Source organism: Herpetosiphon geysericola (assembly GCF_001306135.1).
Lineage (GTDB): Bacteria > Chloroflexota > Chloroflexia > Chloroflexales > Herpetosiphonaceae > Herpetosiphon > Herpetosiphon geysericola.
This window is the reverse complement of record NZ_LGKP01000021.1, coordinates 234,540-248,288: the sequence shown is the minus strand read 5'-3', so window position 1 is coordinate 248,288 and position 13,749 is coordinate 234,540. Positions and strand designations below refer to the sequence as shown.

The window sequence follows — 13,749 nt, the reverse complement described above, 5'->3', positions numbered from 1 at the left end:
CTACAATGCCCACGATCGGATCAACGATCCCTATTTTTTTGATTAATAATGCATAATGGAGGCATTTCCCTGTGGAAAAGTCATTGATCATCTTAAAGCCTGATGCAGTTCAACGTGGCTTGATTGGCCCAATTTTAACCCGTTTGGAAGCTCGCGGCTTGAAATTCATCGGCATCAAGTTGTCGCAAATTAGTGGCGATTTGGCTCACAAGCACTATGGCGTTCATGAAGGCAAGCCTTTCTTCGCTGGCTTGGTTTCGTACATTACCTCAGGCCCAGTGCTGATTGTGGCTGTTGAAGGCAAAGATGTGATCGAAATTGTGCGCTCAACCGTTGGCGCAACCAATCCCGTTAAGGCTGCTCCTGGCACCATCCGCGGCGATTTTGGCGTAAACATCGGGCGCAACTTGATCCACGCCTCAGATTCACCTGAAAATGGCGAAAACGAAGTGGCGCTGTTCTTCAACAGCGAAGAATTGATTCGCTCAGAACGCTCAGTCGATCAATGGATTACCGAGTAATCTGATTGGGTTGATTGACCTTGGGATGTTTCGGCATCCCAAGGTTTTTTTATGTTAATCAAGCATCGCTTGGTGCTTGGGTAGGTTTAAACCAATCATTGGCCAGCAGCAGGCCTCATGCCTTATGCCTTATCCCTCGTTTCACCACCCTTCCGTCCCGCCTCAAGGCGGGAGACGCAGGGGTTTTCATCCCCTGCACCCCTCATATTTGTGTTTTGGATTGTTATGGTTGATTCAGTAACCCCAAACTTGTTGCGTTTTGCAATCTTCGCGCTCTTCGCGTTCTTCGTGGTTGCGATGCGAGGGGTCGTTTGTCAGGGTGGCTTGTCTATGCCAACCGCCTCGTGCTAGCCCCAAATCTACAGCCTGATCTCTGAACCCTAGCCCTTCATCCTTCTATTTAATCTCGACTCGATCAAGCTGAAAGCCAAGTAGGCGCAAGGGATCTGAAGCCCGTGAACTAACCCGCGTCGCTAAATCTTCGGGGCCGCTGACAAAGGTGCTGCTGGTAAATTCAAGCAGCAAATCGCTGCCTTGGGGCTGGGCTGGCAACGGAATTTCCAGCCACTGCCAAGCTGGGCTAAGTTGATAGTTGTCGATCAACTGGCCATTCAAGCTGACGCTGATCCGCGTTGGCTGCCAATCGTTGGTGAAGCCATTGAGGTGCAGGCGCAAAGTTTGGGCTTGGCCAGTTGCTGCTTGCGGCAAGCGCAACGCTGAGGCTTGGCTGCTCCAGCGAAAATCTGGCTGATTGTGCTCGCTTTGATAAAACCCGCGCACATAGCCATAATCCAAGCCGCTGCCAAGATCGATTGTTGTGGTCGGCACGACGGTCAAATAGTCCCAAGCCCAATCCAAATCGTTGATAATTTCGACATCGCGGAAGTTGAAGCGGGCTAGCGCTTGGGCAATTTGGCCTTGACGTTGCAATAAATTGCCTTCAAGCATCAAAATGCGCGCCGATTGAATGGGGTTGTTTTTGGGATTTGCCTGTTGGTAGAATGCCAAAGCTGCCGCTGGTTTGCCCTCTGCTTCGAGCAATTGACCATTGATTAAGGCCAAACAGCGTCGTCCGGTATAGGCGCTGATGCTGGTGTTTTCGCTGCGCCCTTCTGCATCAACCTGGTCGTGCAATCTTCGCGCTGCTGCTAAATCGCCAGCTTGCAATAAACCGCGAATTTCTTGGCATTGGTTGGCTTGTTGAACGCCAGCAAAGCCCAAACGCACATCTTGCCAAACGCTGCGCACACCCACCGCTTCGGGCAAATAGAGATACGATGGCAATACGATGAGCCAGATCAAACCTGTACTGGCCCACGCATAGCGCTTTTGGCGAATGCTGGCCCAATCCTGCGACCATTGCACCACGCCACAAGCAGCATAAATCATGATGAACGGCAGCAGTGGTTGGCGAAAACGAGCAATCGCAAAAATTAACGAGCCAACAATAATGTTATAGCCAAGCCAGCCAAGCACCAAGCCCTTGCCAGCGCCAGCCTGTTTGCGCCACAAACCAAGCACCGCCAAGCCAACAATCACAACATACACCGTATCGTCGAGCAACAAACCAAGCAGATGTGGCACTGGCACGCGGCCATCAACATAGCCATCGGTCAGGTGTTCGGCGCTATCAAAACGTACCTGCAAAATATCCAATAATTCGAGCGCCGTTTTGCTGATAAAGCGTTGTGGATATTCGCCCAACCATTCAAAGCCTTGAGCGTAAGCCTGATTTTGGCGGGCGGCCTGCGAGCCTTGGCAAACTAAACCATTGCCGCCACATAAAATTTCGGCGAGGCGCGTGCCATTGCGGCCTTCTGGCGTGGCAATTTGGGCACCGAGGGCAAAATTATAGCCCCCAGTCGTATCGATCAAAATTAAGCCATCGCCGTTGCTCCAACGGCTGGTTGCAAAAGCCGTCCATGGCAAGACAATCAGACAAACGCTGAGCGTAAAGCCAAGCACAGGTTTTATTGTGGCTTGCCAACGTGGGCGTTGGTCGCTCCACATTTGCCAAGCAATCCACAGTGCTGGCAGTGGCAGCCAAGTTAAAATAATTGCCCTGGTGAGGGCCGCTAAGCCAAAACCAACCCCCGCCAACAGCAAATCGCGCCAATGACGGGTGCTGGCCCAGCGCAACAGGAACAGATTAGCAGCCAAAAAGATACTCAAAAACAGGGTTTCTGAAAGCATAAAATAGCTAAATGCTGCAAACGAATAGCCGAGCGCCATTAGCCAGCCAGCAATTAGGCTCACTCGTTCTTGCTGTTCAGCTGGGGCTAGGAGTTTGGCGATGCGCATGGTCAGCCAAACGCTCAGCACACTCAACAAAGCTTGGCTAAGCCGTGGTGCCCAGAGCGCACTATTGCCGAAGAGTTTAATATGCGCCGCCAAAAAGCTAATATAAAGCGGTGGTCGCGTCCAGATCCAGCCATCGAAAAACTGAAATTCGCGCCCTTGAGCTAGCCAAATTGCCGCGCCCCAGTATTCGCCTTCGTCGCTAATCCAATCTTTATAGGGCAGCAGCCACCAGCTTGCGAGGCGTAAACCAAGGGCTGCCAGCAAAATGATGATCGTATGCAGAGTATATCGTTTCATTGTTTGAGATAGACCATCGAAGATCGTCTATGGCTAAATTGCATTTCAAGGCTGCAAGCGTAGACGAGTTGGCTAAAATATGCAAATTATTTATGCACGAAGTACACAAAGGGTAGCTGTTTCGTTCGATAGCAACTTGGCGTGATTCAGGCATCGGCCAAATATGCAAATAGGAGTTTTTGATTAGGGCTATAGGCTTTTGGCATTAGGCTGAAAGATTATGAGGCTAGCATCTTCCGATAGCCAATAGCTTCTCACTCAGCCTATTTCGTTTCATCCTTCATCCTTTTCTACCGCTTGTCATAGCTTGAACTAGTGCTTTTGGGGGTCGGCAAACCTTACCAGGTAAATGCTTGACATCTGCGTAGGCTATGCTATGCTGTTTAGAACAAATGTACTACAGGGTTTATGAACGATATCTTACGAATGGGGAACCGAGTATGCAAGCAAGACAACAGCTAAAATATGCCTTAGTCGAATACACCACCAACAAAAATTTTTGCAATGTCTACGATGCTATGGGCATCGAACGGCTTGAATGGGAAGTTGTGAGCTACGATCGCACTCGGCGGGTGCACCTTGATCGGGCGAATGCCTACTTGCCGATTTTGCGTTGCAAATTGTTGGTGCACCATACCTTAACTGGCAAGGCATTTGAGCCTAGTTGGAAGCTTGAGGTATTTGGTGGCTCAGTTCGCGACGATGGCATCGAAAGTCGTTTGTTCAAAGTCGAATGCGATCCTGGGGCCGATCAAAAGTTTGCGCGCTTTCCAATACGCTTATCGATTACAATCGGGCCTGGCAAACAAACCGCCACTGGTGGGATTGCCCCTGATGGAAAGCCAACAACCCAACTGGCAATGCGCTTTCCCGCCGACGATTGGCTAGGCATCTGTCTCGAAATTCGCGATTTTTTGCAGCAGCATCAAGCCCAGCTCGAAAGCTACCGCAAAAATCTGCAACGCGAGCGCCAAGAACAACGCCGCAAAGATATTCCTGCTCACAGCACTGCTGCTTGAGCATCAATATATAACGAGTTTTTACGTTAAAACGGAGGATCTACCACAATGGCCAAGGATTTAAACAAAGTTCAATTGACCGGACGCTTGGGTGCAGACCCTGAAATGCGTTTTACCCCCCAAGGTACCGCTGTTACAACCTTTCGGGTTGCCTCAAACCGCACTTGGAAAACCGCCGAGGGCGAACAACGCGAAGATACCGAATGGTTTTCAATTGTGGCTTGGAACAAACTTGCCGAAATCTGTAACCAATATTTGAATAAAGGCACGCGGGTCTATGTCGAAGGCCGTTCGCAAACTCGCTCATGGGTTGAAGAACAAAGCGGTCAGACTCGCTACAAAACCGAAATCGTTGCCAACGATATGATTATTCTCGATGGCCGTCGCGAGGGTGTTGCTTATAACGCCGAAGACCCAGAAGAAGAATGGGCGAGCACTCCTGAGCCAGCTCCTGTTGCGCGCCAAGCAGCCCGTCCGGCGCAACCAGCGCGCACCAACGGCAATGGTGGTAATAGCAATGGCACGAGTAGCCCAGCCAAAGCTCCTGCTCGTAGCGCTGCCCCAGCCGCAACCCAAACTCGGCCAGCATCACGCAAGCCAGTTGTCACCGACGAAGACGATTTGCCATTCTAAATCGCTTGTAGGCTATAACCGCAAACACCATCATTCACAACGAATGGTGGTGTTTGTTTAAGCTCTATACAATCTGCACAATGCTATTCACATATTTAACAATTGACAGCTATGCTAGCGCTTGCATGAGTTGCCACACTATGCCATAATTCAGCATGAGATTGTGCAAATTGCTAGTGAGACGATTTTTAACCGAATCGTCGCCAAGTTTAGGTATCGACTGTGGCAACCCTCTATGAAATTTGGCGGCTGGCCTTACCGCCGACAACTAGCCTACGGGCTGGCGAGGCCAACACTCTTGCAGTCCGTGCGGTTGTGCTGGCCCGCCCAACCCAGCCTGCACTGCCTGATCTTGCTGGCTCGGAAGTTGTGCTGGTGAGTACAACCGTCCTAGATTCGTTGCGCCTTTCGTTAGCCCGCTTGATTGAGCGTTTGCATGGGACTTCAGTTTTAGCTGTAGGCCTCACCGGAATGGTCGATGAGCGGGCTGTGGCAGCAGCGGAGATTGCCAACATCACCTTGTTTGAATTGCCGCATAACGCCGATTTGCGCATGGTGCAACGCGAAAGTGAACGCTTGCTCTCCGACCCCGAAGCCCAATACGAGCGCCGCGCCGCGCAATTGTATAGTGCCTTGACCATGAATGGCCTGAATGAGGGCCGAACTCCGCTGTTGCGTATGCTTGAGCTTTGGACTGGGCATAGTGTGGTTTTTCCTGCAGATGCTGGCATGCCGACCACCGTGCCAGTGCTCCTTGATGGCCATCGGGTTGGCTTTCTTGGCAGTATTGGCAGCCATCCTTGGGATGCTGGCGCACTGGAACAAGGCTCTGCTGCCTTATCATTATTGCTCGATAAAGAACGGGCCATTGAAGCCACCGAGGATCGGTTGCGCGGCAGTGTGCTTGAAGCCTTGCTCGCTGGCATTCCTTTGGATCTGCCTGGCCAACGCCGCGCTGCTGAACAGGGCATTTTGCTCGATTCGGCCTATGCCTTGGCTGCGTTACGGCCTCAAGATGTTGCGCAAATTGAGCGGGTTATGGCGGCGGTACGCCGGGCTTGCGACCGATTGCGCTACCCAGCCTTTATTGCCGATCACGATGGCGTGATTGTGTTGGCCATGCCGATCGATAGCCTCGACAACCCAGAACAACGCTTGCGCGAGGTGCATACTGCTTTGCACGAAGCAAGTTGGGTGCTTGATGGCGGCTTTGGCATCGCCTCGGAAAATGGCGCTTGGTCGGGGGCTTGGGCCGAAGCAATTGGCGCATTACGGCTTGGTCGTGAGCTTTTAGGCGCTGGGGTGCTGGCAGGTGGCGCCGAATTGGGCGTTTATCGGCTACTACTGAGCGTGGCAGACTCTGCTCGTGCTAGAATGTTTTATGATCGGACGATTGGCCCACTAGCTGCTCACGATGCCAAACAAGATGGCGATTTGCTGTATACCCTGCAAATGTTTTTTGCCTATCTTGGCAACCATAGCCAGGCAGCAGCAGCTTTGCATATTCACCGCAATACCCTACTCTATCGGCTTGGTCGCATCGAAAATATTGCATCGCATCATCTCGACCGCGCCCCAGATCGGCTGGCGCTCCAGTTGGGCTTGGCCTTGCATCGGATCTATCAGAGCCAAAAGCCTGATCTAAAAAAGGCGTAGAATAGAGGACAATCGAAGGAGCAGACGCTATCGTGGCGATAGCGTCCAACATTGTTGTACTCGACACACGATTGTTCGGAGGATTGTATGCGGCTCTGGCGTAAAACAGTGGTACGGGCAACGCTCTTATTCAGCGAATCAGGTGTGATGGTTGAAGCCTATGATGAATTTATGTTTAGCGAAACCTCACCTCCGCTTGTGGTTGGCAAATATCGTGAAATTGCTGCGCCGCGTGGTGCCGCCGTCTTTGCGATTCAATTTACCCATGTGATTACCGACATTTTTCAGGCTCTCCAAACCTTTAAACTGCAATACTACCTGCCCCAACAACCAAACTCGTTTCTCGAAGATTATCTAAGCGGGCCGGGCGCTGATGCCGATTTATCGTTGCGCGCAGTCGCTACCGGAGCCGATTCACTCAATCGCGATCAAAAACGGGTTATTTGCACTCTCTTGTCGAAAAGTGATCCTCAAGCTTGGGAACGTTCACGCGAGTTTCGCCAACTGTTAGAAAAGTAGGTGCCTGATGCCTTTTGATAGTGCTGGCCTGCGCCCAAGCCAAATTGACAATGGCTCAAGATTTCACCATAATGGTGCAAGATTCACTCATTGGACAATGGTTTAAACGTTATGGCGCAACCAATAGATTTGCTGGTTTTGGCAGTATCACGGGTGAAAAAAGGCGTGGCCCTCGCAGGTATGAGCACCGAAGCCCATCCCATCACTGGTCGGGTGTGGCTCGATATTGTGCGTGCTGATGGCCCGCTGCAACTCAGTGATATTACGTTTGCTGATGGTTCGTTGATTAAGCCTGGTGATGTGGTGCGTTGGGAAGGCCTCGAGCCACATCCACAACCGCCGTTTGTTGAGCAATGGGCGATTACTGCTGCAAGTAGCAAAAGCTTGCTGCGACATATTACGCCTGAGCGCTACGCCAAATTTCTACCCGATCATCTTGACCAAGATCCAGCTGCTGTGTTCGAACGCCGTGAACGCTCGTTGTGCTTGATTCAAGCTCACGAAGTGCATGCGATGTTTGAGCGCGAAGAAAAACGCTTCAAAAGCTATATGCTGTTTGATTTGGCTGGCTTAGAAAGCGTCGATGAAACGCCAGTGACCGATGTGGCGTGGCGCGCTTTTGGTCAGCAATGGATGCAATCGGAAGATGTCGATGAACTTGCCTTTGATCCCGATGATTTGCAGGCTCGCTTTGGACCAATTTATTTGGTGATTGGGATTCATGGCAATAGCTTATTGGTGCGTGGTGTACACACCGTGCCAGCGTATGCGGCGAGGATCGACCCAAATCGGCTCTAAGGGAGGGCATGATGGCGCTTAAGCCGTTTCGCCTAGATCAATCGACCATTGTGCCGCTACCATTGGCTGATGTTTGGGAAATTGCCGCCCAAACCAGCCAAATTAATCACGCTGTTGGCTTGCCCCCCATCACCTATAGCGAACGCACCCGTAGCGATGGGGTGCGCGAGATGGTCGGGAATGCCCGTCAATATGGCCTGCCAGTCCAATGGGTCGAGTATCCGTTTGAATGGGTCTATCAACAGCAGCTTTGGGTCGAACGGGTTTTTGAGCGTTTCCCACCCCTCGATCGCTTGATCGGCGGCACGATTCTCAGGCCACATACCTCAATTAGCACTGAAGTCGAAACCTTTGTCCAAGTTTTTCCAAAAAATCTATTGGGCTATCCAATCGGTTGGTTTATTGCCACCCAGATGATCGTTGGCCAAGCAGCTTTTTTTCGTTCAGTCGCCAAAAAGCCCAATGCCAGCAATTATTTTCCTCCAGCCCGTAAAGTTCGAGTCAATCGCACGGTTTTGCAAGAATTGCGCAACCGCATGCGCGATTTGCCCTGCGATCAGCAATTAATCGATCGCTTGTTTCAATTAATTCAAACCCAACGCGATGAAGATGTAGCAACTATGCGGCCATTTGTCTTGGCTGATGCTTGGGGCGCTGAACGCTTGAGTGTGCTGCGGGTCTTTTTATATGCCACTTGGACGGGCTTGCTCGATATGAATTGGGATGTGTTGTGCCCCAATTGTCGCGTAGCCCGCGAACCCACGCCGCACTTACGCGATCTCACTGCGAGCGCTCACTGCGAAGTCTGCAATATTAACTACGATGTGAATTTTGATGAGTATGTTGAATTGCGTTTTTCAGTTAGCCCCAAAGTGCGCAGCGCCAGCGGCACAACCTTCTGTGCGCTTGGCTCGCCTGCCTTGAATGAGCATATTGTGGCCCAAGCGCGGCTTAAGCCCAACGAACAGCGCGAGGTCACGGTGCGGCTTGGGGCTGGCGGCTATCGTATGCGCATGTTGGGGATTGAGCAACGCTGCACGATTCAGGCCCAGCCTACTGGCGCAACCAGTGCCCAAATCAAGCTCACTAGCAACGGCCCCGACCAAACCACGCTGCGTTTGGCAACTGAAGCTGTTGTTTTGTGCCTGCATAACGCAACTGAACACGAGCAATTGCTGATCATCGAGCATGATGCTTGGGGTTTTGGGCGGGTCAGCGCTTCGTTGGTTTCGACTTTGGCAGAATTTCGCTCATTATTTTCGTCGGAAGTGTTGGCTCCTGGCTTGGGCTTGGGAATTAAAAATCTAACAATTTTATTCAGCGATATTAAAAATTCAACCCCGATGTATGAAGAACATGGCGATTCGCTGGCCTATGCGATGGTGCGCGACCATTTTAGCGTGCTGTTTCAGGCAATCGAGCAGCATAATGGTTCGATTGTCAAAACGATTGGCGATGCAGTAATGGCGGTGTTTGCGAATCCCGCCGATGGAGTTGCCGCAGCCTTGGCGATTCACCAGAATATGCAACAGGCCAATCAAGCGCGGCCTGATCGCCCGCCAATTGTGATTAAGATTGGCTTGCATACAGGCACCTGCATTGCGGTTAATGCCAACGAAGTGCTCGATTATTTTGGCACAACCGTCAACGCTGCGGCACGCGCCCAAGGTCTAAGCGTTGGCGATGATGTAATTTTAACTGCCGATGTGATGGAATCATCGGGAGTGCGCTCCATGCTCAGCCAAAACGATGTGTTGAGCGAGCAATTTACCCATAATCTCAAAGGTATCTCGCACATTTTTACGCTCTATCGGCTTACGCCCAGCAATAAGATTATGCAATAGCACAATATATGAAAGGCGGGAGGCATAGGTATACCTCCCGCCTAGCTTTTTAAATTAATTTGATGATATACTCGATGATTTTATTAAAAAAATCAGCGTATTTGCTGAGAATTAATCCAATAACGATAAGAAGGATTCCTTCGGTAATGGGTTTATTTTGGGAGGAAGACATAGTTGATGCGTGTTTAAATAGAAATCCAACACATAGAAAGAGTGCCGTGGTAATTACAATGATGGCAGACATGCTGAAAACAAGAGTACTTGACATTGAGACAGTTCTCCTTAGATCAGTATAAATTAAATTCTTGAGGAAGAAGGATTTTCTATACTTAAGGAGAATCACTGAGGGTGATACTGAGGCTTAGTATAGAAAAGACGAACATTGAGTAAAGTTTATTAATCGTTTTGAGTGTTGATTATCCCCTTTGGAGGCCGATAAATGCCTGGAACATGCATGATGGTCATGATGATCTCCTTAATTGACAGTTGGTAACATCCAACTGATTGGAATTATAGCATAAAAGTAGCTATCTGGAATGATAGGATTCTTAAAATTGTACTTTTTGCTATCCAATATACGAGAATATTTTAAGGATAGTTTCATTCTTTTGCCTAACAATGGTTTGACTAGAGTTGACATTCCTTGAAAACGCTCTATAATTTATAGATTCCCCGCATTGAGGGGTTTGAAACGACAGTATTGACTAAAGTTTAATGATCGTTTTCATCAAAAAACTAAGGTTAAAACTATAAGAACATCTAGTTGAGCAATTAACTAGATGTTCTTATTTAATTTATGAAAAATTTTCCTCTGCCCCATTGTTTTGATATTCATCACTCTTCCTTCTCTGCGCCTCTGCGTTAAAATAGGAGACCAAGCTACTGCTAGCCTGATCTCCTATTTTCTATGCTCTGTATTCTATGTTCTTTGTAGTAATGCTAGCCCGATCCCCAATAACCGATCCCCGGCCCCTACTCTTATGTTCTATGTTCTTCTAGCTATTCGGGTCAGTATAACGGCTCCATGTGCCATCATTGGTCATGACCCAAATCCGGGCGGGGCGACCTTCGAGCGCAGGTGAGTGGATCATAAGTCCATTGGGGAAATATTGCACCACGCCAGTGATTGGGTATTCTGGGCTGTTGGCCCAACCAAGCGTCTCGCGAATGCCGTCAAGCGTATGCCAAAGCGTCCCAAAACCACGAATTGGCTCCAATTTGCCTGCTGGTGCGGTTTCGCGTGGCTCGTCATAGGAAGGATCGTTGGGATTGGCAAAGCCTTGCCACGCGCCGCTGGCGGTTGCGCTGTAGTAGACGTAAATTTGGTCGCTCGTGCCAAACCAATACATCATGCCACCATCAAAATATTGAATTGAGGCTGTGCTGGCTGCTTCGCCAGTGGTTGGGCAGCCCAAAGCTTCGGCAACGCTGGGATTATTGCGCCAGAGACTGCCAAAGCCACCTTGCAACGGCCCAAGACAAAGGCTAATTGACGTTGGCGCAGGCGTTGCGGTTGGCGGATTATTGGTTGGTGCACTGGTTGGCGCACTGGTTGGCGCGACTGGCAGCACTTGGGTTATGACTGGGCGGTTTGTGACTTGGGCAACTGGGCTTGGCGCTTCGCTGACTGTGGTTGGGCTTGGTGCGCTGGCCTCAACGGTGGCAGTGCTGCTGATAACCAGCGTCGGCGTAGCAGTTTGATTCATTTGCCCAGCCATGGCTGTCTGTGTTACTCCATTTTGAGCAACTTGGGTTCGAAATTGCTCCCGTTCTGCGGCTTCGGTGGCTAGGGTTTGGCGCGCTTCTTGGCGATTATCCAAAACTGTATCGGTAACAAACATCAGCACGCCAGTAATGATCGCGCCAATCAGCAACAGAATTGGCCATGTTGCTGGACGTTTGCGCCGCGTTGTTGCTGATGGTTTGGTACTCGTAGCTTGAGCTTTGGCCACAATTTGCTCGGCTGCAACGCTTGGAATAACCACGGCCTGCTTGGCTCCAGGTGGTGGCGTGGTGGCAACGCCAGTTGGTGCGCCAATTGCTTCATTCAAGGAGCGGGCAAATAAGCCAGCTGATTTGGTGCGCTCGGCAGGATTTTTGGCCAGCGCCGCACTCAGCACTGCATCGATCGATGGTGGCACATGCGGGTTGCGCAACGAAGCAGCTTCGGGAGCCTGCGAAAGATGGGCGAGCAAAATATCGGTGGTCGAGCCATCAAAAGGCCGCACGCCAGTCAGCATGCGATAGGCCATGACGGCGAGCGAATAAATATCGGCGCGCGCATCAACTGGGCCAATTTTGCTGTCGATCTGCTCTGGAGCCATATAATCGGGCGTGCCAATCATCACGCCAGTCGAAGTAAGCCCAGGCGTATCAAGCGATTTGGCAATCCCAAAGTCGGTCAAAATAACGTGGTTATTGTCATCGAGCATCACATTGCCCGGCTTAATATCACGGTGAATCACGCCGCGACCGTGGGCATAATCCAAGGCGCTGGCAACTTGGCGCACAATTTCGCCCACCCATTCAGGCGGCATAGCACTATCGATTAATAAGGTATCTTGGAGCGAGCGTCCGCTGAGCAACTTCATGGCAATATAGACCACGCCATCTGATTCGCCAACATCATAAATTGGCACAATGTTGGTATGATCCAAGCGCGCAGCCAAAATAGCTTCACGCCGAAAACGCTCAACCAAGTCGGCATCGGCAACATATTGGGCATACAACACTTTAAGCGCAATTGGGCGACGTAAAATCGTATCGTCGGCCTCAAATACTGCGGCCATTCCGCCACGCCCAAGAATGCGCGTAATTTTATAGCGCCCAAGTTGCTTGCCAATTAAATCTTCGATGCGCATGCTTCCTCCAGCCACCGCTGTTTAGACTGATCCATTGTTGCCAACCATGGTTAGAACCGCTAAGGTTTGTTCAGCGCAGCGTTGCCATGTCCATTGTTTGGCCCATGCAAGGCCGCGCTCACGCAATTCGTGGCGTTGGCTTGGGTTTTGCCAAAGGCTCACAATTGCTGCCGCAATCGCTTCAGTGTGGGTTGGCTCGACCAACAATGCTGCATCGCCAGCAACTTCGGGTAAACTGCTGACCTTGCTGGTGATAACGGGCACGCCGCTGGCCATTGCTTCCAATACCGTCATGCCAAAGCCCTCGTATAACGATGGCAACAGATAGATTGTCGCACCACTAAGCAGCGCTGGTAAATCGTGATCGTCCACATAGCCTAAAAAGGCCACATGCTCGCTGATTCCTAACTCTTGAGCTTGTTTGGTGATTTGTTCGGTCAGCCAGCCTGTCTTGCCGCCGAGCGCCAAAATCGGCAAATCGGGGCATTGTTGGCGGGCTTGGGCATAGGCTTCGATCAAGCGCACCAGATTTTTGCGTGGCTGAATTGTGCTAATAAACAACAGATACTCGCCATGCAAGCCATATTTGGCGGCTGTGGCTTTGCTTTGCGCTGTTGGATGCTGATGAAAACGCTCGTGCACGCCGTGGTAGACGACGCTAATTTTTGCGGCGGGAATCCCGGTGTAGTGCAATAAATCGCGTTTGGTGGCCTCGGAGATCGCAATAATCTGGCTGGCCATGCGCGCGCTCCACAAGGTTGAGTAGCGCAAATACAGCCGTTGGCGGGCTGGGTGTGATTCTGGATGATGTTCGTAGCCCAAATCGTGAATCGTCACGACGCTCCGGCGCGGCGGCAAAATTGGCAACACATGAGCTGGCACAAACGCCACATCAGGGCGATCGATTTGCCATGTTGGGCCAAGCCGCAGGTGCGTCCACAAGCGTGGCGCGGGAATTGGCTTAATCCGCCAATTGCGGCCCAGTGCTGGCAACGCTGCGGGAAGTTGATTGAAATATAAACAATAATCGTTGGGATTGTTGATTTGCGCTAACGCGCGCACTACCTCGGTGGTATATGATTCGGTGCCAGTGCGCTGCCCAACCGCCAAACGACTAGCATCAATTGCAATCTGCATACAGCCCTATTTCTCGCCAAAACTAGCTTAGGCATTGTAGCATATCGCATGTTGGCCTGTTCTGTTAAATAGATCAAAAGCGATTAATGCTTGTACAGCGTTAATCGCTTGATCCATGAAGAGCACGAAGATCACGGAACCGCGAAGGACGCGAAAAGCGCGA

Annotated in this window: 10 protein-coding genes; 7 read left to right on the top strand and 3 right to left on the bottom strand. The window is 50.7% G+C overall.

The annotated features are described in order from the left end of the window. The first annotated feature begins 71 nt into the window (after positions 1 to 71). Positions 72 to 521 (top strand): nucleoside-diphosphate kinase, encoded by a 450-nt coding sequence (gene ndk / locus SE18_RS12485; protein WP_054534791.1) that lies wholly within the window; start codon positions 72 to 74, stop codon positions 519 to 521. Between the two features lie 396 nt (positions 522 to 917). On the opposite strand, the gene SE18_RS12480 is transcribed toward ndk, so the two are convergent. Beyond that, positions 918 to 3,119: an ArnT family glycosyltransferase gene (locus SE18_RS12480; protein ID WP_054534790.1), complete on the bottom strand. Its 2,202-nt coding sequence runs from the start codon at positions 3,117 to 3,119 to the stop codon at positions 918 to 920. Between the two features lie 440 nt (positions 3,120 to 3,559). Here SE18_RS12480 and SE18_RS12475 point away from each other — a divergent pair, with 440 nt between their 5' ends. The 6 genes from SE18_RS12475 (at position 3,560) to SE18_RS12450 (ending at position 9,588) form a co-directional block, all read left to right on the top strand. Further along, on the top strand, positions 3,560 to 4,138 hold the full coding sequence (locus SE18_RS12475) for a hypothetical protein (protein ID WP_054534789.1): 579 nt from the start codon (positions 3,560 to 3,562) through the stop codon (positions 4,136 to 4,138). Between the two features lie 48 nt (positions 4,139 to 4,186). Continuing rightward, a complete protein-coding gene (locus tag SE18_RS12470) occupies positions 4,187 to 4,771 on the top strand; it encodes a single-stranded DNA-binding protein (RefSeq protein WP_054534788.1) in 585 nt (194 codons plus the stop codon). A 222-nt stretch (positions 4,772 to 4,993) separates the two neighbouring features. Then, entirely contained in the window at positions 4,994 to 6,427 is a 1,434-nt protein-coding gene (locus tag SE18_RS12465; RefSeq protein ID WP_054534787.1) for a helix-turn-helix domain-containing protein, read from the top strand. Between the two features lie 87 nt (positions 6,428 to 6,514). Further along, positions 6,515 to 6,946: a hypothetical protein gene (locus tag SE18_RS12460; RefSeq protein WP_054534786.1), complete on the top strand. Its 432-nt coding sequence runs from the start codon at positions 6,515 to 6,517 to the stop codon at positions 6,944 to 6,946. 111 nt (positions 6,947 to 7,057) lie between these two features. After that, positions 7,058 to 7,744, top strand: a complete 687-nt coding sequence (locus SE18_RS12455; protein ID WP_054534785.1) for a dual OB domain-containing protein — start codon at positions 7,058 to 7,060, stop codon at positions 7,742 to 7,744. Between the two features lie 11 nt (positions 7,745 to 7,755). Beyond that, on the top strand, positions 7,756 to 9,588 hold the full coding sequence (locus SE18_RS12450) for an adenylate/guanylate cyclase domain-containing protein (protein WP_054534784.1): 1,833 nt from the start codon (positions 7,756 to 7,758) through the stop codon (positions 9,586 to 9,588). A 995-nt stretch (positions 9,589 to 10,583) separates the two neighbouring features. Here the strand turns inward: SE18_RS12450 and SE18_RS12440 are convergent. Together SE18_RS12440 and SE18_RS12435 are read right to left on the bottom strand one after the other, a co-directional pair. Continuing rightward, positions 10,584 to 12,449: a serine/threonine-protein kinase gene (locus tag SE18_RS12440; RefSeq protein ID WP_054534782.1), complete on the bottom strand. Its 1,866-nt coding sequence runs from the start codon at positions 12,447 to 12,449 to the stop codon at positions 10,584 to 10,586. Positions 12,450 to 12,470: 21 nt separating this feature from the next. Beyond that, complete coding sequence (locus SE18_RS12435; protein ID WP_054534781.1) at positions 12,471 to 13,586, bottom strand: glycosyltransferase family 4 protein; 1,116 nt, start codon at positions 13,584 to 13,586, stop codon at positions 12,471 to 12,473. Between the last annotated feature and the right edge of the window lie 163 nt (positions 13,587 to 13,749).

Coding starts and splice junctions, on each gene's coding strand:
- SE18_RS12480 (WP_054534790.1), bottom strand. CDS start 3,119: ATGAAACGATATACTCTGCATACGATCATCATTTTGCTGGCAGCCCTT.
- SE18_RS12475 (WP_054534789.1), top strand. CDS start 3,560: ATGCAAGCAAGACAACAGCTAAAATATGCCTTAGTCGAATACACCACC.
- SE18_RS12470 (WP_054534788.1), top strand. CDS start 4,187: ATGGCCAAGGATTTAAACAAAGTTCAATTGACCGGACGCTTGGGTGCA.
- SE18_RS12460 (WP_054534786.1), top strand. CDS start 6,515: ATGCGGCTCTGGCGTAAAACAGTGGTACGGGCAACGCTCTTATTCAGC.
- SE18_RS12455 (WP_054534785.1), top strand. CDS start 7,058: ATGGCGCAACCAATAGATTTGCTGGTTTTGGCAGTATCACGGGTGAAA.
- SE18_RS12450 (WP_054534784.1), top strand. CDS start 7,756: ATGGCGCTTAAGCCGTTTCGCCTAGATCAATCGACCATTGTGCCGCTA.
- SE18_RS12440 (WP_054534782.1), bottom strand. CDS start 12,449: ATGCGCATCGAAGATTTAATTGGCAAGCAACTTGGGCGCTATAAAATT.
- SE18_RS12435 (WP_054534781.1), bottom strand. CDS start 13,586: ATGCAGATTGCAATTGATGCTAGTCGTTTGGCGGTTGGGCAGCGCACT.